This is a genomic window from Gilliamella sp. ESL0254 (assembly GCF_013344985.1).
GTDB lineage: Bacteria > Pseudomonadota > Gammaproteobacteria > Enterobacterales > Orbaceae > Gilliamella > Gilliamella bombicola.
Genome location: NZ_JAAEDU010000002.1, coordinates 1 through 21,286 on the forward strand (window position 1 = coordinate 1; position 21,286 = coordinate 21,286).

Annotated in this window: 20 protein-coding genes and 1 rRNA gene; 6 read left to right on the forward strand and 15 right to left on the reverse strand. The window is 34.1% G+C overall.

Going from position 1 to position 21,286, the window contains the following annotated elements; all coding sequences use genetic code 11:
* The 7 genes from GYX25_RS06855 to murA form a co-directional block, all read right to left on the reverse strand.
* Positions 1-67: ribosomal RNA gene (locus GYX25_RS06855) — 16S ribosomal RNA — on the reverse strand; the annotation flags it as partial.
* Between the two features lie 502 nt (positions 68-569).
* Positions 570-1,640, reverse strand: a complete 1,071-nt coding sequence (locus tag GYX25_RS06860; RefSeq protein ID WP_167349316.1) for an acyltransferase family protein — start codon at positions 1,638-1,640, stop codon at positions 570-572.
* A gap of 139 nt (positions 1,641-1,779) precedes the next feature.
* Positions 1,780-2,031, reverse strand: coding sequence for a GNAT family N-acetyltransferase (locus GYX25_RS06865; RefSeq protein WP_091348204.1), 252 nt, complete (start codon positions 2,029-2,031; stop codon positions 1,780-1,782).
* A 226-nt stretch (positions 2,032-2,257) separates the two neighbouring features.
* Positions 2,258-3,220 carry a 6-phosphofructokinase gene (gene pfkA, locus GYX25_RS06870; RefSeq protein WP_174787045.1) on the reverse strand — a complete coding sequence of 321 codons (963 nt, stop codon included), beginning with the start codon at positions 3,218-3,220 and terminating at the stop codon, positions 2,258-2,260.
* A 74-nt stretch (positions 3,221-3,294) separates the two neighbouring features.
* The gene (locus GYX25_RS06875; protein ID WP_174787046.1) at positions 3,295-4,209 is read right to left on the reverse strand and encodes a cation diffusion facilitator family transporter; all 915 of its coding nucleotides are present in this window, start codon (positions 4,207-4,209) and stop codon (positions 3,295-3,297) included.
* A 10-nt stretch (positions 4,210-4,219) separates the two neighbouring features.
* Positions 4,220-4,795 carry a DJ-1 family glyoxalase III gene (locus tag GYX25_RS06880; RefSeq protein ID WP_174787047.1) on the reverse strand — a complete coding sequence of 192 codons (576 nt, stop codon included), beginning with the start codon at positions 4,793-4,795 and terminating at the stop codon, positions 4,220-4,222.
* 54 nt (positions 4,796-4,849) lie between these two features.
* Complete coding sequence (gene murA, locus GYX25_RS06885) at positions 4,850-6,103, reverse strand: UDP-N-acetylglucosamine 1-carboxyvinyltransferase (protein WP_091348217.1); 1,254 nt, start codon at positions 6,101-6,103, stop codon at positions 4,850-4,852.
* A 307-nt stretch (positions 6,104-6,410) separates the two neighbouring features.
* Between murA and GYX25_RS06890 the strand changes: the two genes are divergently transcribed.
* The 4 genes from GYX25_RS06890 (at position 6,411) to can (ending at position 9,625) form a co-directional block, all read left to right on the forward strand.
* Entirely contained in the window at positions 6,411-6,608 is a 198-nt protein-coding gene (locus GYX25_RS06890) for a YbdD/YjiX family protein (protein WP_091348221.1), read from the forward strand.
* A gap of 17 nt (positions 6,609-6,625) precedes the next feature.
* Positions 6,626-7,669, forward strand: a complete 1,044-nt coding sequence (locus GYX25_RS06895; RefSeq protein ID WP_174787048.1) for a CobW family GTP-binding protein — start codon at positions 6,626-6,628, stop codon at positions 7,667-7,669.
* Between the two features lie 179 nt (positions 7,670-7,848).
* Complete coding sequence (locus GYX25_RS06900; RefSeq protein ID WP_174787049.1) at positions 7,849-8,907, forward strand: FAD-binding protein; 1,059 nt, start codon at positions 7,849-7,851, stop codon at positions 8,905-8,907.
* A 58-nt stretch (positions 8,908-8,965) separates the two neighbouring features.
* Positions 8,966-9,625 carry a carbonate dehydratase gene (can, locus tag GYX25_RS06905; RefSeq protein WP_091348231.1) on the forward strand — a complete coding sequence of 220 codons (660 nt, stop codon included), beginning with the start codon at positions 8,966-8,968 and terminating at the stop codon, positions 9,623-9,625.
* A 13-nt stretch (positions 9,626-9,638) separates the two neighbouring features.
* On the opposite strand, the gene nrdG is transcribed toward can, so the two are convergent.
* The 5 genes from nrdG to trxA all read right to left on the reverse strand — a co-directional run bounded on the left by nrdG (position 9,639) and on the right by trxA (position 16,141).
* Positions 9,639-10,103, reverse strand: coding sequence for an anaerobic ribonucleoside-triphosphate reductase-activating protein (gene nrdG / locus GYX25_RS06910; protein ID WP_091348234.1), 465 nt, complete (start codon positions 10,101-10,103; stop codon positions 9,639-9,641).
* A gap of 17 nt (positions 10,104-10,120) precedes the next feature.
* Positions 10,121-12,256: an anaerobic ribonucleoside-triphosphate reductase gene (gene nrdD / locus GYX25_RS06915; protein WP_091348239.1), complete on the reverse strand. Its 2,136-nt coding sequence runs from the start codon at positions 12,254-12,256 to the stop codon at positions 10,121-10,123.
* Between the two features lie 340 nt (positions 12,257-12,596).
* Positions 12,597-14,012, reverse strand: a complete 1,416-nt coding sequence (gene gndA, locus GYX25_RS06920) for an NADP-dependent phosphogluconate dehydrogenase (RefSeq protein ID WP_091348243.1) — start codon at positions 14,010-14,012, stop codon at positions 12,597-12,599.
* 175 nt (positions 14,013-14,187) lie between these two features.
* Positions 14,188-15,450: a transcription termination factor Rho gene (rho, locus tag GYX25_RS06925; protein ID WP_091348247.1), complete on the reverse strand. Its 1,263-nt coding sequence runs from the start codon at positions 15,448-15,450 to the stop codon at positions 14,188-14,190.
* A gap of 364 nt (positions 15,451-15,814) precedes the next feature.
* Complete coding sequence (trxA, locus tag GYX25_RS06930; protein ID WP_091348250.1) at positions 15,815-16,141, reverse strand: thioredoxin TrxA; 327 nt, start codon at positions 16,139-16,141, stop codon at positions 15,815-15,817.
* Positions 16,142-16,293: 152 nt separating this feature from the next.
* Between trxA and rhlB the strand changes: the two genes are divergently transcribed.
* Positions 16,294-17,523: an ATP-dependent RNA helicase RhlB gene (gene rhlB, locus GYX25_RS06935; RefSeq protein WP_091348253.1), complete on the forward strand. Its 1,230-nt coding sequence runs from the start codon at positions 16,294-16,296 to the stop codon at positions 17,521-17,523.
* Positions 17,524-17,678: 155 nt separating this feature from the next.
* On the opposite strand, the gene GYX25_RS06940 is transcribed toward rhlB, so the two are convergent.
* A complete protein-coding gene (locus GYX25_RS06940; protein ID WP_091348257.1) occupies positions 17,679-18,305 on the reverse strand; it encodes a TfoX/Sxy family protein in 627 nt (208 codons plus the stop codon).
* Between the two features lie 332 nt (positions 18,306-18,637).
* On the opposite strand from GYX25_RS06940, the gene GYX25_RS06945 reads away from it, so the two are divergent.
* Positions 18,638-19,261: a hypothetical protein gene (locus tag GYX25_RS06945; protein WP_091348261.1), complete on the forward strand. Its 624-nt coding sequence runs from the start codon at positions 18,638-18,640 to the stop codon at positions 19,259-19,261.
* Between the two features lie 6 nt (positions 19,262-19,267).
* Here the strand turns inward: GYX25_RS06945 and glnB are convergent, their stop codons facing one another.
* Together glnB and GYX25_RS06955 are read right to left on the reverse strand one after the other, a co-directional pair.
* Positions 19,268-19,606, reverse strand: coding sequence for a nitrogen regulatory protein P-II (gene glnB / locus GYX25_RS06950; RefSeq protein ID WP_065586186.1), 339 nt, complete (start codon positions 19,604-19,606; stop codon positions 19,268-19,270).
* A 23-nt stretch (positions 19,607-19,629) separates the two neighbouring features.
* The gene (locus GYX25_RS06955; protein ID WP_174787050.1) at positions 19,630-21,240 is read right to left on the reverse strand and encodes an NAD+ synthase; all 1,611 of its coding nucleotides are present in this window, start codon (positions 21,238-21,240) and stop codon (positions 19,630-19,632) included.
* Between the last annotated feature and the right edge of the window lie 46 nt (positions 21,241-21,286).

A 21,286-nucleotide genomic window follows, 5' to 3' on the forward strand; every position in this document is an offset into this window, starting at 1 on the left:
GTTCGACTTGCATGTGTTAAGCCTGCCGCCAGCGTTCAATCTGAGCCATGATCAAACTCTTCAATTTAAAGTTTGATGCTCAATAACTGTCTCTGACATATTCAAATGAATCTTCAGTGTCACTTATCAAGACTTGATTTTTTTAAGTCCGTAGACTTTTAATTCTTCGTCTCGTAAGTGCCCACACAGATTGTCTGTTTCTTCTTTTTAAAGAGCTGACAGCTTCTATTTTTAATCAACTTTTCGCTGATTTAGTTTGCTGTCTCAAGGGCTGCGTATACTACGCTACACCTTTTTATTCGTCAAGATCTTTTTTAAAAATTTTTGATCTCATTCACTAATCTTACTCACCGCCTGCTTGGCGCTGACTGCGTGTCAGTGGATGCGCATTATAGGGAATTAAAAAAATCGCGCAAGTATTAATTTTAATTTTTTTTCCGTTTGTTCTTTATTTGCTCAAATCGCTTTACTTAATACATTTGATACGAACAAAATAAATTTCATTTACTATTAAAAGATAATCTATTTTTTAAATAAAAAATAATAAATTAAAATGTGAATAGTACTACTTAACGCATACCACCAATAAGATATTGCGCTTTATTTTTGAAAATCAATTTTATCATGTTAGCAATAATGATACTTAAAACTAAAGTTAATACTAAAAAAATTACAGCGCTCAATGATGCTAACCAGCCATTATTTGTTTTAATTATATTTTTTAGTGGAGATTGATACAATAGTTGTTCAAGTTCTAACACAATAATTTCATGAATAAAATAGATTGGAAAACTGATATTTGCCATATAAGAAAAGAATTTATAACATTTCCCTTCATTGCTTTTATGATTTAATTCATCTAAAAAGTAGAGAGCTAATATAAACAAAATAATTTTTTGTAATGTATCATAATAAAGTTTTTCAACACACAAATGACTTGTATAGCGATAAGCGAAAGGAATACAAAAGCATAAACCAAAAAAGAATATGACTAAAAATAAATTACTTTTCACTAATTTCATAATGGTTTGATAATTTTGTTTTATCATCATACCAGTTAAATAGACTGGACCATAATGTAATAAATTTAAAAAAGGTTGAGTAAAATCAGGTTTAGTAAACATCACAACCCAAAACATAGAAATCAAACCAGCTACAATTAAACTCTTTTTCGACCAAAAGTATAATAAAGGGGCCATCAAATAGATAATAATAATCATCGGTATAAACCATAATGGCAATAGCTGTGTTCCTGTTAACATCATTTTTGTTATTGTACTGATTATGCTAGATTCGGTTGAGGAATACCAAGGTAACTCCGATAAATATTGATAATGAAAAAATATAAAGCAGAAAATAGATACCGAAATATAAGGACATACCACAGTCTTAAACTTTGATAAATAATATGTTCTAGTGTCGAATTTGTATGTTAGATGTTGAAATAAAAATCCTGCAATTAGTACAAAAAATGTTGTGAAATTAAATGCAAATAAATTCAAAAAAGAAAATAGATAACTATTAGCAATTAAGTGAGTGTTTTTAAACACACCTAAACAGTGACTAAAAACAATCATAATAATTGCGACACCACGTAATACATGTATCGAATGAATTTTTTGTGGTTTTTCTGTTACCATTTTGGGCATTTTAAGTTAATGAAAACACATTAGCATACATTATCGCATATTCGTGTAATTAGAACTACTATTTACAAAAATAAAATTCGGACAACCTATTATAATTATATAATTAAAAATCAGTTAATTAAAAGAATACTTATCCTGATAATTTTTTAACAGCAAATGAACAGATAGGAATAATTTCACGCTTTTCTTGCTGTAATCGTTCAACTACAAGATCTAATAAGTTATTAGCAATACCTTGACCTCGATATGCTGGATCAATGTAAGTATGATCAATGGTAGCTTTAGCATTTCCAACTCTTGTAAAAGTCATTTCAGCTATTTTTCTATTATTAACATCACAAACATAAAAACGATCATCAGCTTCTAAAAAATGTAATGACATAAAATTACCTATATACAATTGCAATTAAATTATTGTGTAACACATTTATACTTCATAAATGCCAAAAACTTTTATGATAAGTTGAATCAAATATAAACTAATTTTAGGAAGGTTTACAAATAAATAAAATAGGTGACTATTTTAAGATTATATTTTCAACAGTTCACCTATAATAAAAACTTAGATCTTTATCAATACAGATTATGCATTACCAAACAATTAACATTTAGAATAATCGCTTAGCAGTATTGTATAGATCCATATCAAATGGGCGCTTCATATTATTAATAGCTTCAATAATATTATGGTGTACTAATTTTCCATTTTGTACACCAACGCTTCTACCAGCATGGCCTTGTAGCAACAATTCAACAGCATAAGCGCCCATGCGAGAACCTAAAATACGATCATAAGGAACAGGAGAGCCACCACGTTGAACATGACCTAATACCGTTGCACGTGTTTCGTGATGAACTGCCGCTTCAATGTCTGCTGCAAGTTGGTTTACATCACACATATGCTCTGTAACAGTTACAATTGCATGTTTTTTACCTTTTGCAAAGCCTAGTTTAATTTCTTCGATTAGATCTTCTTTAGTATAAGAAACCTCAGGAATAATCATAAATTCACAGCCACCAGCAACTGAAGCATTTAAGGTTAAATCACCACAGCCCCGCCCCATAATTTCAATAACTGAAATTCGGTTATGCGAAGAACAAGTATCACGTAATCTATCAATTGCTTCGACTGCAGTACTAAGGGCAGTAAAATAGCCAATAGTATAATCAGTACCACGAATATCATTATCGATAGTACCTGGCAAGCCGATACACGGAAAACCTTCTTCAGTTAATCGCATTGCCCCCATATATGAACCATCACCACCAATAACCACTAAAGCATCAATTTGATGTTTTGTTAAATTAGCAATGGCTTTTTGTCTTACGTTTTTATCTTTAAACTCTGGAAATCTAGCCGAACCAAGAAACGTACCACCACGAGTAATAATATCTGATACACTTGAACGCTCTAATTGAACAATACGATCTTCACAAAGCCCCATATAACCATCATGAATACCAAAGACATCCAATCCTTCCGCTAATGCAGTTCTTACAACACCACGAATAGCAGCATTCATTCCCGGAGCATCGCCACCACTGGTTAAAATACCTATTTTTTTTATCATATGAAACAACTCCAAATTATTAACTTTTCGTTATTATAGAGTCTTAACAGGTATCTAACAATAGACAATAAAAGCTATTTTTGATTAATTTTTCTACTTTTTATTTCGTTTGGCACTACGGAAATGGGATCTTGGTGAATAATTACTGTAGCTGGAGCAAACTCTTTAGAGATATGTTGTTCAATAGCATCAGCAATAGCATGTGCTGTAATTAAAGGCATATCATCATCTAGCTCAAGATGCAATTGAATAAATTTTAAAGGACCGGCTTGCCTCGTTTTTAAATCATGAAAACCTTGTACATCAGGGTATGAAGCAACAATTTCAGCAATTCGTATCTTATCGCTATCAGGCAAAGCGCGATCAAGTAGATCCTGAATAGCACCATAAGCAATGTGATAGGCGTTGTAACAAATATATAAAGCAATAAAAGATGCAAAGGCTGCATCGGCATAAGTGATGCCATACCAACTTAAACAAAGTGCTATGATAACGGCAATATTCATCCACATGTCGGAAGAATAATGTAGCATATCAGCCTGAATAGCATTACTGCTAGTCACTTTGACAACGTGTCTTTGATATAAAACAAGAAAACCTGTAATTACAGCAGAAACTATTGAAACAGCAATCCCTAATAGAGGTATTTGCAATTCACTCGGATGAATAAAAGAGCGGATACTAGAAAGTAATAAAATTATTGCAGAACCAATAATAAATGCGCTTTGTGATAATGCGGCCAACGATTCTGCTTTACCGTGTCCAAAAGTATGATCATCATCTGCAGGTTTTAGCGCATAACGAACTAAAAAGAAATTGAATCCAGAAGCAAGTAAATCGATACTTGAATCTAATAATGATGCAAATAAACTTATTGAGCCTGTTACCCAACAAGTAACCAATTTAATTAAAATTAGAAAAATTGAGATTAGAACGGCAATTAATGCCGCTCTTTTAACTAATCTTTCGTACAAATGTAAATTTGGCATTTGATCCCTATTATTGATAGGATTCTATCCCCAATGGAAGAACTAACTGCTGAGCGACCTCAGCAGCCTTTGTCCTTCCTAACAATACATCGATAATTTTTAAAGAAAAATCAATGGATGTTGCTGGACCTTGGCTGGTAATAACTTTATTTGGTTCATCAAAATAAGCTCTATCGGCTTTCCAGTTTTTAAATGCATCTTTAGTGGTTGGATAACCAGTCATACCAGCATGCGGGAATAAATTATGATGCTGCAAAACCACTGCTGGCGAAGCACAAATTGCTGCAACAATACCACCACTCTGGTGTGTTTGTTTTAATTTCTCGATCACTAATGGACAATCTCGAAAATTTTCTGCGCCTTTTACACCACCAGGTAAAATAACAACGTCAAAATCAATGTATTGAATATCTGAGAGTGTTTTTTTAGCCAAAATTGTTACCCCGCGAGAACATTCAACTTCACGAGTACTTGAGATGCTAGCAGTAGTCACTTTAATACCGGCTCGGGTTAATAAATCAATTGTCGTGACTGCTTCTGTTTCTTCACAACCATTTGATAAAAATACCAATGCTTGTTTTGTCATTGTTGTTCCTCTTTTGAATAAATAACATACTCATCATATTTAATAAAATGAGGTTTATTTTACCCTTTCAATATTCGCGCCTAATTTTCTGAGTTTTTCTTCAATATTATCATAACCACGGTCAATATGATAAATACGATCAACCGTAGTTAATCCTTCAGCAATGCAGCCAGCTAAAACTAAACTTGCTGATGCGCGCAAATCAGTTGCCATGACTTGTGTGCCACTGAGAGTCTCAACACCATAAGTAATTAAAGTATTGCCTTCTATTTCTGCTCTAGCGCCCATACGAATTAGCTCAGGTACATGCATAAATCTATTTTCAAAAATCGTTTCTTTAATAATTCCTGTACCCTCAGCTACCATATTCAATAATGAAAATTGAGCTTGCATATCAGTAGGAAAACCTGGATGTGGAGCAGTATGAATATTCACAGCTTTTGCTCGTTTTCCCTGCATATCTAAACAAACCCAATCTTCACCGACTTCAATTTTAGCACCTGCTTCCTTTAATTTAGAAAGCACCGCATCAAGCAAAGTAGGATCTGTTTTACGACAAGTGATTTTACCTTTAGATATAGCAGCTGCAACTAAAAAAGTCCCTGTTTCAATGCGATCAGAAACTATCTCATGCATGCCCCCCCCTAAACGTTCAACGCCTTCAATTTCAATACGCACTGTACCTGCACCAGTAATTTTAGCACCTAGCATATTTAAGAATTTAGCTGTATCAATAATTTCAGGCTCACAAGCCGCATTTTCAATTACGGTTTTCCCCTCAGCTAAAGTTGCAGCTGACATAATAGTAACAGTAGCGCCAACACTCACTTTATCCATTACAATATGAGAACCTTTAAGGCGCCCATCAACAGAGGCTTTAACATATCCTTCATCAAGGGTGATTGTCGCACCTAATTGTTCAAGGCCAGAGATATGGAGATCTACGGGTCTTGCACCGATAGCACAGCCACCCGGTAATGAAACTTGCCCTTGTCCAAAACGAGCAACTAATGGACCCAAAGCCCAAATTGAAGCGCGCATAGTTTTAACTAAATCATAAGGTGCACAATAGTTATTAAGATGACTTGCATCAAGATGAATAAAATCATTTCGTTCGCATTTTACACCTAGCTGACTTAACAATTCTAATGTCGTGTCAATATCTTTTAACTTAGGAACATTTCGGAGTTCTACTGGTTTTTCTGCCAAAATCGCAGCAAATAAAATGGGTAATGCAGCATTTTTTGCCCCAGAAATAACCACTTCACCATTTAACATGGTTGGGCCTGTTACGTGAAATTTTTCCATTATTAACTCTTATGCTTGATAAATTAGCAAATATTATAGAATTTATTTACTAATAGATAAATGAATTTCATGAAAAATTTAAAATAAGACCTTCTTTTAAATCAACGAAAAGTAAATAAAATCAAGAGCTATCTAAATTTCATCATATTTCCTAATTTAATAATAATTACGATTAATCAATGATTGACTCAGGCTAATTGGCGTCTTATATTGGAATATATTAATTTTTGAATATAATTTGAGTTATGGTTCAAAAGACTTTAATATCTTAGTATAAGAGAATAATGTTAAGTATAAGAGAAAAGGTATGTTTGATTCACTCGCTAAAGCAGGAAAATATCTGGGCCAAGCCGCTAAATTAATGATTGGCATTCCTGATTATGATAATTATGTTCAGCATATGAAACTCACTCATCCAGAACAGACACCTATGACTTATGAAGAGTTTTTCAAAGAGCGTCAAGAGGCAAAATATAGTGGCAAAGGTGGATTTAAATGTTGCTAACGATTAAGAGAAAATAAATGACAGACCCTATTTCATCTTCATTATTACCTGTTACCTTATTAACTGGTTTTTTGGGCTCAGGTAAAACAACACTCATCAATTATCTGTTAAAGCATAATCATGATGAGAAAGTAATTATTATCGAAAATGAATTTGGTCCAATCAACATCGATAGCAGTTTATTAAACGTTAATACCGAAATTAAAATTGTTGAAATGACTAATGGCTGTATTTGTTGTACAGTGCAAGGGGAACTCACCGAAGCATTACATAAATTACACGCAAAACGTTCAGCTGGTGAATTACAATTTGATCGATTGATTATCGAAACAACGGGGCTGGCCGATCCTGCACCGATTATCCAAACTTTTTTTATTGATGATTTAATTCGTGAAACAATTCAACTTGATGCTGTTATCACTCTTGTTGATGCTCAACATATTTTAAAACAACTTAATGAACATCGTGTAGCCCTTTCACAAATTGGTTTTGCTGATCGCATTATTTTAACTAAAACCGATTGTATTAATGATGAACAAAAAGCAGAAGTCATTAACCGAATTCATAAAATCAACCATAAAGCGGCTATCTTTGAAACAGAAAAAGGACAAATACCAAAATCTCATTGGCTTGATATACATGCCTTTGAATTAAGTGATGAGCTAACAATAAATAAAGGTTTTTTTGTTATTAATCCAACTCAAATTTTTGAAGCTGGATTTAAATCATTACCACGACAAAAACAAACCACATCGTGGGATGATAATATTTGTTCTTACCTCTTTGAAGCTGGCGAACTCGATCTAAAAAAGATTGGGTCTTTTATGGAAAGCTTAGTCGAACAATATGGCAACGATATGTTACGCTACAAAGGTGTTTTAGCAATAAAAGGAAACGATCAACGATTAATTGTTCAAGGTGTGCATAAGGTCGTAGGATTTGACTATGGTTCTCCTTGGCAAAATTTATCAGAAAGAATATCAAAGTTAGTAATAATCAGTCGTAAACTACCATTTGATGAATTAAATCAAGCATTTTTAAAAACAATATCAGACCAATAACAAAGTAAATAGGTCGAGATAATAAATCCCAATCCTGTTTTTATGCTAATAACAATAAACTATTGATTTTTTTATAATTTAACTGGTGTAGATAAACTTACATATCTAATAGCCACACTTAATATAATTTGCTAACATAAACGCCTTTTAAAAATCACAAAACAAACAACACAATTAACATGGATTACGATATCGCAATCATAGGTCTTGGACCTGCTGGCAGTACGCTAGCCCGCTTACTCAGCCCTTCTTTTAAAGTCATTGCATTAGATGCAAAACATCAAACTGGAAATGAAGGGTTCCACAAACCTTGTGGAGGATTATTAGCCAATGACGCACAAAAAGCTTTTATTAGACAAAAGCTAAATTTACCCAAAGATATTTTAACTGATCCACAAATTTTTAGTGTCAAAACCATAGACTTACAAACCAAACTTATTCGTAATTATCAACGAAGTTACGTAAGCTTTGATCGGCACAAATTTGATCTATGGCTAAAATCACTAATACCATCAAAAGTAAACGTACTTCATAATACACTTTGTAAAGAAGTTAGACGTATCATTGATGGTTATCAAATAACCTATCTTGATCAAAATAAAACAGAACACAATGTCACAGCACAATATGTAGTCGGCGCTGACGGTGCCAATTCTCTTGTCAGACGTATGCGATACCCTCAGCATAAAATAAGACAATATGTGGCGATACAACAATGGTTTACAGAACAGCATCCAAATCCATTTAATTCGTGTATATTCGATAATAAATTAACGAATTGCTATGCTTGGAGTATTTCAAAAGATGGTTACTTCCTATTTGGTGGTGCTTTCCCCAAAAAAGTAGCAACTCAACATTTTGAAAAATTAAAAGAAAAACTATCAATGCAAGGATTTATTTTTGGAGAACCACTCAAAACAGAAAAATGCTTAGTCGTTTATCCAAATAGATTACGTGATTTTTATACCGGTAATGAAAATATATTTTTGATAGGTGAAGCGGCAGGTTTTATTAGTGCAAGTTCTTTAGAAGGTATTAGCTATGCTTTGGATAGTGCTGAGATTTTAAGTAAAATTTTAAACAGCGGCCATCCAAAACCCAATAAATGCTATTACCAACGAACAATTCCACTACGTTTCAAACTTTATGGAAAAATTGTTAAGGCTAAATTATTAACAACCCCTATATGGCGTAAATTAATAATGAAAAGCAAAATTCAGCACACTGAACAACATTGAAGAACATAAAATAAAAAATAGTAAAAATAATAATGAAATATATAGGAAAATATTAATTATGTTTGATGTCACGGATTTAATTCGTTTTAACCACGAATGGTCAGAAAAAATAGAACAAGAAGATCCAGAGTTTTTTAAACAACTTGCGATTGAACAAAATCCCAAATTTTTGTGGATCGGCTGTTCGGATAGTCGTGTTTCAGCAGAAAAACTTATTAAGTTAAAGCCAGGCGAATTATTTGTACATCGAAATGTCGGTAATCTTGTAATACATACAGATTTAAACTGTTTATCAGTTGTTCAATATGCCGTAGATGTACTTAAAATTGAAGATATCATTGTTTGTGGTCATTTAGGCTGTGGTGGAATTCGTGATGCGGTTGAAAATCCAGATCTAGGTCTAATTAATAACTGGTTACTTCATATTCGAGATCTATGGTTTCGAAATAGTTCACTACTAGGCGAATTTCCACCTGATATTCGTTTGGATGTTTTATGTGAACTTAATGTGATAGAACAAGTATATAATTTAGGCCACTCTACAATTATTCAATCCGCATGGCAACGAGGTCAGAAAGTTAATTTACATGGTTGGGTTTATGGAATTCATAATGGTAAAATTACTGATTTACATATCACGTCTTCAAGTAGCGAGAATCTTGAAATTAACTACCGAGAAGCCATTTCTTATCTTTCAAATTTACATAAACAACAATAATTAACTCATTGTTTTATTTAAAACGATAGATGGTTTGATTACTGCTTCCTCGCCACAACAAGCGAGGATCAGCGAGTTCTTGTACAAATTTTCCATCAATTAACACATCAATATAAGGAATAACAGCTTGTTGTTCAGCGGTTAACTCATCAAATTTATACCCTGTCCAAAGCCAAATATCTTTGTTAAAACACTCAGATTTAACTCGTTGAACCAGTTTTAATATAGTTGGAACATTTTGAGGATGCAAAGGATCACCACCAGAAAGAGATAATCCCTGACGTTTTATTTCTGTATCTTGCAAATCTTTAATGATTTGATCTTCAAGTGACTGTGTAAATGGCGAGCCTGAATTTATTCCCCATGTACTTTTGTTATAACAACCAGGACATTGGTGTTCACAACCTGCAACAAAAAGTACACAGCGAGTACCCTCACCATTCACAACATCGACGGGATAATAACGATGATAATTCATAGGTATTACATCTATTATTAACCAATTTGACCATTATTCAAATGTTTGACTCGTCGTTTTACTTCTTCTTGTTTACCTGCATTAAATGGGCGAGCATCAGGGCTACCCAGATATCCACAAACACGGCGAGTAACAGACACTTTTGAAGAATCATGATTACCACAACTTGGGCAAACAAAGCCTTTACTCGTACAAGAAAATTCACCGGTATAACCACACTCATAACACTCATCAATTGGTGTATTAGTTCCATAATAAGGCACTCGAGTATAACTATAATCCCAAACATCCTCTAATGCTTTAATATTGTTAATCATATTTGGATATTCACCGTAGCAGATAAATCCACCATTTGCGATAGAAGGATAAGCTTTTTCAAATTCAATTTTTTCGTATGGGTTAACCTTTTTCTCAACATCAAGATGGAAGCTGTTCGTATAATAGCCTTTATCTGTGACACCAGAAATTACACCAAATTCAGCCATATCTAGTCGACAGAATCGATCACATAAGTTCTCACTTGGCGTACTATATAAACTAAAACCATAACCAGTTTCATCCTTCCATTGATCTACCGCTTTACGTAAACGCTCAACAATTTCTACCCCTTTTTCACGTAATTTATCACTGTCAAATGGATGTGTTTGATTTCCGTAAAGTGCATTTAATGTTTCATGAAGACCAATATAACCTAAAGAGATCGAAGCCCGACCATTTTTAAAAATTTCAGAAACACTATCATCTTCATTAAGTCTAACACCACAAGCACCTTCCATATATAAAATAGGTGCAACACGCGCTTTTACACCATCTAGTCGAGCAATACGTGTCATTAAAGCCTTTTTACATAGCGCTAAACGTTTATCTAAAATATCCCAAAAACGAGCTTCATCGCCTTTAGCCTCAATAGCGATACGAGGCAAATTTAGACTGATAACGCCTAAATTATTACGCCCATCATGAATTAATTGACCATCTTCTTCATAAACACCTAAAAAGCTTCGACAGCCCATTGGCGTTTTGAATGATCCTGTAACGTCTACAACTTTATCGTAGTTTAGAATATCTGGATACATACGCTTACTTGCGCATTCCAACGCAAGTTGTTTAATATCATAATTTGCATCGCCTTGCTTATGATTAATCCCATCTTTAATTGCAAAAACCAATTTCGGGAAAACAGCCGTTTTATGATTTTTACCAAGTCCTTTGATACGAACGTTTAAAATAGACTCTTGAATTAAGCGTGATTCCCAACTTGTTCCTAAACCAAAACCAAAAGTAACAAACGGCGTTTGACCATTAGCAGTATGTAAAGTGTTGACCTCATATTCAAGAGATTGAAACGCATCATAACACTCTTTTTGAGTTCGACTTTTAGCATAATCCTCTGGATTTGGGATATTCCACTCTTCTGCCACTTGTTTATGTTTGTTATAACTGATAGTAACAAATTTTGCTAAAACTTCATCAATACGATTAATGGTCGTCCCACCATAAATATGGCTAGCGACTTGTGCAATAATTTGCGCAGTTACTGCTGTCGCTGTCGCGATTGATTTTGGGGGCTCAATTTCAGCATTACCCATTTTAAAACCGTTAGTTAACATACCATCTAGATCAATTAACATACAGTTAAACATCGGGAAAAATGGTGCATAATCTAAATCATGATAATGAATTTCACCGCAATCATGAGCGCGTGAAATGTCTTTTGGCAATAAATACTGTTTAGCATAATGCCTTGCCACAATACCGGCGAGTAAATCACGCTGAGTTGGGATCACCTTGCTATCTTTATTAGCATTTTCATTTAAAATAGCGACATTACTTTGCTCAATTAGCCCGCGAATATCTTGATTTAACCGGCTACGTTCTTCACGAGCGCGATCACGATCATGGCGATACTCAATATAAGTTCTTGCTAATTTTTTATAGGGACCTGACATCAACTGATTTTCAACAGCATTTTGAATTTCATTGATATCAACACTTTCACGTTCGCTCATTTGATTAGTCACAACACGAGCAACCGCTACGCAATAATCTGGGTCATGTACATTGGCCGCTACTGCAGCTTTGATGATGGCATCTTTGATTCTAGTTTCATTAAATGCAGTCTGACAACCATCTCGTTTAATTACTACAGGCATATATACTCCTCAATATTCATTAGCACTTATCGCAGGTTTTATATCAATATTCGTTGTAATTATTCATTTCTTATTAAATCATTAGTTTTTATGATATAAACCCAAATACCAAATCGCCCAATACTATATATAGTAAATAATATATAATTATACACCATATATAGTGTTTTTCTAGTTTTTTTAATAAACAAAATCACTTGACAAGTTTCAAGCCAATAACGACAAGGATTTAAATAATGAAGAGAGAGAGAAGGAAAATAAATTTACTAACAAAAAATAATAAAAGTGCAAACCTAACTTGCACTTTTATTTACTAAAATAAGATTATAAACTGAAAATACTATGATTCAATATTTAGCCAGTTTGTATGGAACACTCCTTCTTTATCAATACGTTGATAAGTATGAGCACCAAAATAATCTCGTTGTGCTTGGATCAAATTAGCGGGTAATACCGCCGAACGATAGCTATCATAATAAGCAATAGCCGCCGAAAGTGTAGGAACAGCAATACCTTGTTGTACAGCCAAAGACACCACATCACGTAATGATTGTTGGTAAGCTTCTGTTGTTTTATTGAAATAAGGGGCTAACAACAAATTATCAATCTCGTTATTTTCAGCATAAGCGTCCGTAATTTTTTGTAAAAATTGCGCACGAATAATACAGCCTGCCCTAAAAATCTTAGCTATTTCACCATAATTCAAATTCCATTGATATTTATGAGATGCGGCTTTCAACTGAGCAAAACCTTGTGCATAAGAGATAATTTTACCCATATATAGGGCTTTACGAATTTTCTCTATCAGTTCCTTCTTATCGCCACTATAAGGCTGCTTTTGAGGACCTTTTAACACTTTTGCTGCAGCAACTCGCTGATCTTTAATTGCAGATAGATAACGCGCAAATACTGACTCAGTAATTAATGACAAAGGCTCACCCAAATCTAAAGCACTCTGACTAGTCCATTTACCTGTACCTTTATTGCCTGCAGCATCTAAAATCACATCAACTAAATAATGACCTTCTTCGTCTTTATATTTGAAAATATCGGCTGTGATCTCGATCAAATAACTATCTAATTCACCTTTATTCCAATCAGCAAAAACATCCGCAAGTTCATCATTAGTTAAACCAACGGCATGTTTTAACACCGAATAGCTTTCCGCTATCAATTGCATATCGCCATACTCAATACCATTATGAGCCATCTTTACATAATGGCCAGCTCCATTTGGACCGATATAAGTAACACAAGGTTCATTGTTAGCCTTGGCAGCTATTTTTTCTAATATAGGTGCAACTAACTCATAAGCTTCTTTTTGACCACCAGGCATAATTGAAGGACCTTTAAGCGCCCCTTCTTCACCACCAGAAACACCTGTACCAATAAAATTAAAGCCTTCATCTGAAAGCATTTTATTGCGACGAATGGTATCTTCAAAATAAGCATTACCACCATCAATAATAATATCGCCTTTATCTAAAAGTGGACGCAGTTCATCTATTACAGCATCAGTGCCTTTACCTGCTTGCACCATGATCAGAATACGACGAGGCTTTTCTAAAGAATTGACAAAATCTTCAATTGTAAAATAAGGAACCAATTGTTTATCAGAATGTTCAGCCATGACTTGTTCTGTTTTATCTTTAGATCGATTATAAATAGCAACAGAAAATCCACGACTTTCAATATTAAGCGCAAGATTCCGCCCCATAACTGCCATTCCAATAACACCGATTTGTTGTTTTGACATAATTTGGCTCCTTTATTAAACCTTTATAACTTTAAACCATAAGGTTTTTGACAACATCTAAAACTTAATTAAGTTTTTATAAATTAAGTTATATTTTGCCATAAAAAAAGCCGTACCAGAATATAATACGGCTCATTTTGATTACTTTAATGATATTTACTATCAACTGCGCAAATCATGACCGTTTCATCATTTCAAAAAACTCATCATTAGTTTTAGTCATGGACAGTTTATCAATCAAGAACTCCATCGCATCAGTCTCACCCATTGGGTTAAGAATCTTACGTAAAATCCACATTTTTTGCAGTTCATCTGGCGAAGTCATTAAATCTTCTTTACGTGTACCAGAACGATTAAAGTCAATAGCAGGGAAGACTCGGCGTTCAGCAATTTTACGTGATAAATGGACTTCCATATTCCCCGTACCTTTGAACTCTTCGTAGATAACTTCATCCATTTTTGAACCAGTATCAATTAATGCTGTTGCAATAATGGTTAAGCTCCCACCATCTTCTACATTACGGGCAGCACCAAAAAAGCGTTTTGGACGATGCAACGCATTCGCATCTACACCACCAGTTAAAACTTTACCTGATGAAGGAACAACCGTATTGTAAGCTCGTGCTAAACGTGTGATTGAGTCTAATAAAATAATCACATCTTTTTTATGTTCGACTAAACGTTTTGCTCGTTCAATAACCATTTCAGCGACCTGAACATGCCTTGCAGCTGGTTCATCAAATGTCGAAGCAACGACTTCGCCTTTAACTAAACGTTGCATTTCGGTCACTTCTTCTGGGCGCTCATCAATCATCAATACAACTAACTCACATTCAGGATGATTAACAGCTAAACTTTGTGCAATATTTTGCAGAAGCATTGTTTTACCCGCTTTAGGTGGTGCAACAATCAAACCACGTTGACCTTTACCAATTGGCGAAGCCAAATCAAGCACTCTTGCTGTGATATCTTCGGTTGAACCATTGCCTCGTTCCATTCTTAAACGAGAATTGGGATGAAGTGGAGTTAAGTTTTCGAAAAGAATTTTGTTGCGGGCGTCTTCTGGCTTATCGTGATTGACTTCATTTACTTTTAACAAAGCAAAATATCGCTCACCTTCTTTTGGCGGACGGATTTTACCCGCAATAGTATCACCAGTCCTTAAATTAAATCGTCGAATCTGACTTGGCGACACATAAATATCATCTGGTCCAGCTAAATAAGAACTATCAGCTGAACGCAAAAAGCCAAATCCATCTTGCAAAATTTCTAGTACACCATCACCAAAAATATCTTCACCACTTTTGGCATGCTGCTTTAAGATTGCAAAAATAATGTCTTGTTTTCTAAGGCGGGCAAGATTTTCAAGCCCCATTTTTTTTTCACCAAGCGCGACAAGCTCAGAGACAGAAGTGTTTTTTAATTCAGTTAAATTCATAATTTTAAAAATTCTTGAGGATAAAATTGATATGTTTGCAATTAATATTGTTTTTGTATATTAGTTTCATTCACTTATAAAAAATTTCTTTCCCTTACAACACATAAATTCAATCGATTACTAAGCTTTTGATGATAATTGAAGATCTGAATATTGAATTTCACCACTTTACCAATAAAAACAATGAATTTTAGAAAGGAATATTTGTAAGAGGTTTGCAATGTACACTAAAAATACTAATCTGTCTATATTTAATTGAATCAATTAATCTATATTACGGCATCTGGTAAAAAATAAAAGAGTAATGAATAGGTCATTACTCCCTTAACTTCTTTGATTTCTAGTGTCAAATACAAGGTATTTGTTATAATTGAGGGTCAATAAAGTTTTTGAGTTGAGCCTTAGATAAAGCCCCTACTTGAGTCGCAACAACTTGCCCATTTTTAAAAATCAATAAGGTAGGAATGCCTCGAATACCAAACTTAGGTGCCACATTAGGGTTTTCTTCAACATTCAATTTAGCAACAACAATTTTATCACCATATTCTTGCGCTATTTCTTCCAAGATCGGAGCAATCATTTTACAAGGTCCACACCATGGGGCCCAAAAATCAACGAGTACGGGCTTTGCTGATTCATTAATTGTTTTATCAAATGTAGCTTCCGATAACAGAACGATATTATTACTCATTTTTATCTCCAACATACTTTCACTGGTATGCAATAATAGATTACTTTGTATTTCCCTACTAGTAATTAGTATAATAGGATATAATTATTAGTGATGCCACCGTATTGAATATGTTATAATACAAAAATTCTGTAATTATATTCACAATCACAATGATTCAAGCATATCTTACCAAAACAACTTTTAGCCAATTCCCTCTTCATCCTTTAGTGTTAAAAGCACTTGAGAAAAAAGAGTTTATTTATTGCACTCCTATTCAAGAAAAAACATTGCCATTAACTACCAAAGGAATTGATATCGCCGGACAAGGGCAAACAGGAACAGGCAAAACCATGGCGTTTTTGGCGTCAACATTTAATCACTTGTTGAATCATGAACCTTTACCCGATCACAAAATCAATCAGCCAAGAGCTATCATTATTGCACCAACACGCGAATTAGTTGTGCAAATATACCATGACGCAGAACGCTTATCGGAAGAAACAGGACTTAAATTAGGACTTGCTTTTGGTGGTGATGGCTATGATAAACAATTAAAAATGCTCTCGACTGGCATTGATATTTTAATTGCTACGACAGGGCGATTAATTGACTATGCAAAGCAAAATTACATTAATTTAGAAGCAATCCAAGTTGTTGTATTAGACGAAGCCGATCGCATGTTTGATTTAGGGTTTATTCGCGATATCCGTTGGATCTTCAAGCATATGACTCCACCGAACAAAAGGTTAACTATGTTGTTTTCTGCGACATTAACACACAATGTGCGTGAATTAGCTTTTGAGCACATGAATAATCCACAATATGTCGAAGTTGAGCCAGAACAAAAAATTGGTCATCGCATCAAAGAAGAGCTATTTTTCCCCTCGAATGAAGATAAATTGGCACTATTACAAACGCTTATCGAAGAAGAATGGCCAGATCGCTGCATTGTATTTGCTAACACCAAAGTAGCTTGTGAAAAAATTTGGCGACACCTTATTGCTGACGGCCATCGAGTTGGCCTATTAACAGGCGATATCGCTCAGAAAAAGCGTTTATCAATTTTAGAGCAATTCACACAAGGACAACTTGATATTTTAGTTGCCACCGATGTCGCGGCTCGAGGATTACATATCCCAAATGTTACTCACGTTTTCAATTATGATCTACCCGATGATTGCGATGATTATCGACATCGAATCGGACGAACAGGACGTGCTGGCGCTGAAGGTTACTCAATTTCACTAGCTTGTGAACGCTATTCGCAAAACCTACCTGCTATTGAAAAAGCAATTGCTCATGCAATTCCCGTTAGCCAATATGATCCTTCTGCATTATTGGTCGATTTACCAACTCCAAAACCTTTTAGGCGTCCACCAAGAAGAAAACCTACTAACTAACAAAACAGTTGGTAGTAAAAAAGCGAGATAATATCAACTATAAAAAGCTATCTAAAAATACGATAATACTTTAACTACATCATTTTTAAATAGCTTTATTTTAGGATAACTTTTGATGATGATATTATTCGCAATAATTAATACCAATACCAAAATTATTTTTCATTTAAATTGCTATCTATCTGATTTAAAAAACATTGATATTCAAGCTCAATTGCTTTTTTAGTTTCCTTAGATAAGGTAGCAACATGAAACCGCTTCAATGAACTATATAAAACAAACAGAATATTAATTGAAATTGCCGCCTTCTTTTGTTTTATTTTATAATATGCGCTTAAATATCCCTCTTCTTGAAAGGATTCAACATCTTTAATTCCGACACTGCATAATAATCTTTCTAATGACAAAGTCATATTTGGCATCTCTTTTATCCGTTTTTCTTTGAGTTTACCTTTTTCATATTGTTCTTTTTTAGTATATTCAATCACCATTGTTACCATAGCAAGTAACTTTTTATGGTCATTAAAAAGTACATCACCAACCTTATAGTAATCAAGTAATTTAGTTGACATACCCATTGTTATGCTTAATGGTTGCATGCCTAAATCAATAAAAATTGATCGATAATCAGGATGTCCTCTTAAATAAAAGTCTTTTTGAGTAATCCAGCCAAACATGATATCTTTACTGTTAACGCTAAATCCGCCGAAAAATGTTTTAATTGAAATATCTTTAACATCAGAAAGCTCTGTTAAAATTCGATTTGCAAATGTTGAACACATAATCAATTTCCATTTAAACTTTATTAAGCAACCAAAATAACTTATCAATTAATCTAAATTATAGTTATTTCATATTCAAACAATTTCTAAATAAATTCATAATTATGCGATCTGTCTTCCATATATAAACATTAAATACATTATTACTTGATAAAGTATGTTTTTGTGAAATAAAATCAATCTTTTGTAAAAAAATCATCATAAAATAAACAAATCTTAACAATTCTTAAAAAGAAAAACCGCTTTAACATTGTTATTCTGTCATAATAATTATACAATCGAAACTAATTAACTAACTTAATGGTACCTAATTTTTGTCAAGTCAAATCAATATGGTAAAAAAATTTATTGCTCTATTTTTTATGTTTTACTCTTTTATCGCATCCGCCGAGAAATTACCATTAATTGACTCATTAACATTGTGCACACCATCTTTTTTTAAAGATGTTTACGCCAATAAAGAAGAATTAGAAAAATATACTGACATCAAGGTTTTCAATCAAAATCAGGCCTATATTCCTGTAGAAAATCGTACTAATTTAGATAGAAACTATGTTTATTTTAAAACACCAATGTCTTATAAAAACCTAACAATCACAGGCTATTATGACAGTGCAATGGATCTTGGAAAGATAGGAAAATATTATTTCTGGGGATTTATCATAGACAATGATATTAATCAAATAAAAGAGACACTGAAAGAAATAAATTGGAAAAATATGGAAGAAAACCTTCTTTATATTGGAAATCCAATGATTCGAAGTATTAATGACGACACCCAAGTCTGGCATAAAAATACCGGCACTGTTGTTGGCGTCAAAACGATCCCAGCACCGGATACTACCGAAAAGCTATTATTACTTGAAAAAGGACCAAATATGACCCTTCTTATTTGCTCCATTCAAGGTGTTGTAACACCTCAATTACTAAAACAAGAGCGGCCAGACATTCAATAATTTAAATTAAATCGCTGATTCATCCATTTCACCAGTTCGAATCCGAATTACTTGTTCAACATTATAAACAAAAATTTTTCCATCACCGATTTTACCTGTTTGCGCTGTTTTCATAATCGTCTCTATACACATTTCTAAAATATCGTCAGGGACAATCAGTTCAATTTTTACTTTCGGCAAAAAATCAACCATATATTCCGCACCACGGTAAAGTTCGGTATGTCCCTTTTGGCGCCCAAAACCTTTAACCTCAGTCACTGTCATGCCGGTAATACCTTGATCAGCTAGCGCCTCTCGAATATCGTCTAATTTAAATGGTTTAATAATAGCTTCAATTTTTTTCATATCTATTTTCCCTTAATCCGAGATTACCAATTTTTAAACCCAAAGGCAGAAGTGATGGGATAACGTCGACCTTTACCAAAATTACGAGCAGTGATTTTAGGACCAACTGCTGATTGGCGGCGTTTATACTCATTGATATCAACCAATTTAATAACTCGCCTTATTGTCGCTTCATCATAGCCTTGTGCAATAAGTTGTTCAATGGAAAGATCAAGTTGAACATAACCTTTTAATATACCATCTAAAATATCATAAGGAGGCAAACTATCTTCATCTTTTTGATCTGGAGCAAGTTCTGCTGAAGGGGGACGAGTTATCACTCGCTCAGGAATCACATAAGAACGAGTATTTCGATATTTAGACAATGCAAAAACCATCGTTTTAGGAACATCTTTAAGCACATCAAACCCACCGGCCATATCGCCATAAAGCGTTGCATAACCAACCGACATTTCGCTTTTATTACCCGTTGTCAGCACCAATCTGCGTCGTTTATTTGATAGAGCCATTAAAATAACACCACGACAGCGCGCTTGCAGATTTTCCTCTGTGGTATCTTTTGCTGTGCCTAAAAACAGTGGGGTTAGCGATGACATAAACGCATCAAACATTGGCTCAATGGAAACAATATCAAATTCAACCCCTAATATCTCAGCTTCTTCCTTAGCATCAGCAATACTGATATCGGCTGTATAACGAAATGGCATCATCACAGCTTGTACTTTATCTTTACCTAATGCATCGACAGCAATTGCCAACGTCAGCGCAGAATCAATCCCACCAGAAAGCCCTAAAACAGCACCTTCAAAACCATTTTTAATAATATAGTCTCTTGTTGCTAAAACTAAAGCATCATAGACGGAAGCTAAAACAGCCGCTTCTGATTGTGGCTGTGAACACTCAATACTAAAAGAATTGGTCAAATCCAAAACGGTCATATCTTCTTTAAAAGCTTGAAGTTGGCAAATCACCTCGCCTTGCCCATTACAGGCAAAAGAACAACCATCAAAAACCAACTCATCTTGCCCCCCAACTTGGTTGACATAAACAATCGGTAAACCGATGCGTTTTGCATGCTGTTTAACTAAATCATATCGTTGTTGCTGTTTTTCATAATCATATGGTGAAGCATTAATTGCCACCACAAAATCAGCTTGAGCTTGTTTAATATTATCGATTGGCTGATTTTGCCAAAGATCTTCACAAATTAACAAACCAATCTTTTGTCCTTTAAAGTTCACAACACAAGTTTGATCGCCGGCAGTAAAGTAACGCTTCTCATCAAATACATCATAATTAGGCAGTAACTGTTTATGGTAACAAGCCAACAATTTCCCATCACAAAAAAATGAAAGGGCATTATAAATATGCTCATCTTGCCAATGTGGATGCCCAACAATAATCGCACAGTGTTTACTTGCTTGTTGAATTAAAGCAAGCGCCCTTTGACAGCGATCTTTAAAATCGGATCGATATATTAAATCCTCGGGAGGATAACCGCATAAAGCAAGTTCAGAAAAAACAATGAGGTCATCGGACGAATGGCGACTAATTAGCTCAATAATCTGTTGAGCATTACCTTCAATATCGCCAACATGCCAATTTTTTTGTGCTAAAACAATAGAGATAGACATATAAAATTTAACATCACAAATCAAAATTGTTGATAAGTTTAAATGA

What these genes read in the sequence shown, in the direction of transcription:
- GYX25_RS06860 (WP_167349316.1), bottom strand. Translation starts at nt 1,640, where the DNA reads ATGGTAACAGAAAAACCACAAAAAATTCATTCGATACATGTATTACGT.
- GYX25_RS06865 (WP_091348204.1), bottom strand. Translation starts at nt 2,031, where the DNA reads ATGTCATTACATTTTTTAGAAGCTGATGATCGTTTTTATGTTTGTGAT.
- pfkA (WP_174787045.1), bottom strand. Translation starts at nt 3,220, where the DNA reads ATGATAAAAAAAATAGGTATTTTAACCAGTGGTGGCGATGCTCCGGGA.
- GYX25_RS06875 (WP_174787046.1), bottom strand. Translation starts at nt 4,209, where the DNA reads ATGCCAAATTTACATTTGTACGAAAGATTAGTTAAAAGAGCGGCATTA.
- GYX25_RS06880 (WP_174787047.1), bottom strand. Translation starts at nt 4,795, where the DNA reads ATGACAAAACAAGCATTGGTATTTTTATCAAATGGTTGTGAAGAAACA.
- murA (WP_091348217.1), bottom strand. Translation starts at nt 6,103, where the DNA reads ATGGAAAAATTTCACGTAACAGGCCCAACCATGTTAAATGGTGAAGTG.
- GYX25_RS06890 (WP_091348221.1), top strand. Translation starts at nt 6,411, where the DNA reads ATGTTTGATTCACTCGCTAAAGCAGGAAAATATCTGGGCCAAGCCGCT.
- GYX25_RS06895 (WP_174787048.1), top strand. Translation starts at nt 6,626, where the DNA reads ATGACAGACCCTATTTCATCTTCATTATTACCTGTTACCTTATTAACT.
- GYX25_RS06900 (WP_174787049.1), top strand. Translation starts at nt 7,849, where the DNA reads ATGGATTACGATATCGCAATCATAGGTCTTGGACCTGCTGGCAGTACG.
- can (WP_091348231.1), top strand. Translation starts at nt 8,966, where the DNA reads ATGTTTGATGTCACGGATTTAATTCGTTTTAACCACGAATGGTCAGAA.
- nrdG (WP_091348234.1), bottom strand. Translation starts at nt 10,103, where the DNA reads ATGAATTATCATCGTTATTATCCCGTCGATGTTGTGAATGGTGAGGGT.
- nrdD (WP_091348239.1), bottom strand. Translation starts at nt 12,256, where the DNA reads ATGCCTGTAGTAATTAAACGAGATGGTTGTCAGACTGCATTTAATGAA.
- gndA (WP_091348243.1), bottom strand. Translation starts at nt 14,012, where the DNA reads ATGTCAAAACAACAAATCGGTGTTATTGGAATGGCAGTTATGGGGCGG.
- rho (WP_091348247.1), bottom strand. Translation starts at nt 15,450, where the DNA reads ATGAATTTAACTGAATTAAAAAACACTTCTGTCTCTGAGCTTGTCGCG.
- trxA (WP_091348250.1), bottom strand. Translation starts at nt 16,141, where the DNA reads ATGAGTAATAATATCGTTCTGTTATCGGAAGCTACATTTGATAAAACA.
- rhlB (WP_091348253.1), top strand. Translation starts at nt 16,294, where the DNA reads ATGATTCAAGCATATCTTACCAAAACAACTTTTAGCCAATTCCCTCTT.
- GYX25_RS06940 (WP_091348257.1), bottom strand. Translation starts at nt 18,305, where the DNA reads ATGTGTTCAACATTTGCAAATCGAATTTTAACAGAGCTTTCTGATGTT.
- GYX25_RS06945 (WP_091348261.1), top strand. Translation starts at nt 18,638, where the DNA reads ATGGTAAAAAAATTTATTGCTCTATTTTTTATGTTTTACTCTTTTATC.
- glnB (WP_065586186.1), bottom strand. Translation starts at nt 19,606, where the DNA reads ATGAAAAAAATTGAAGCTATTATTAAACCATTTAAATTAGACGATATT.
- GYX25_RS06955 (WP_174787050.1), bottom strand. Translation starts at nt 21,240, where the DNA reads ATGTCTATCTCTATTGTTTTAGCACAAAAAAATTGGCATGTTGGCGAT.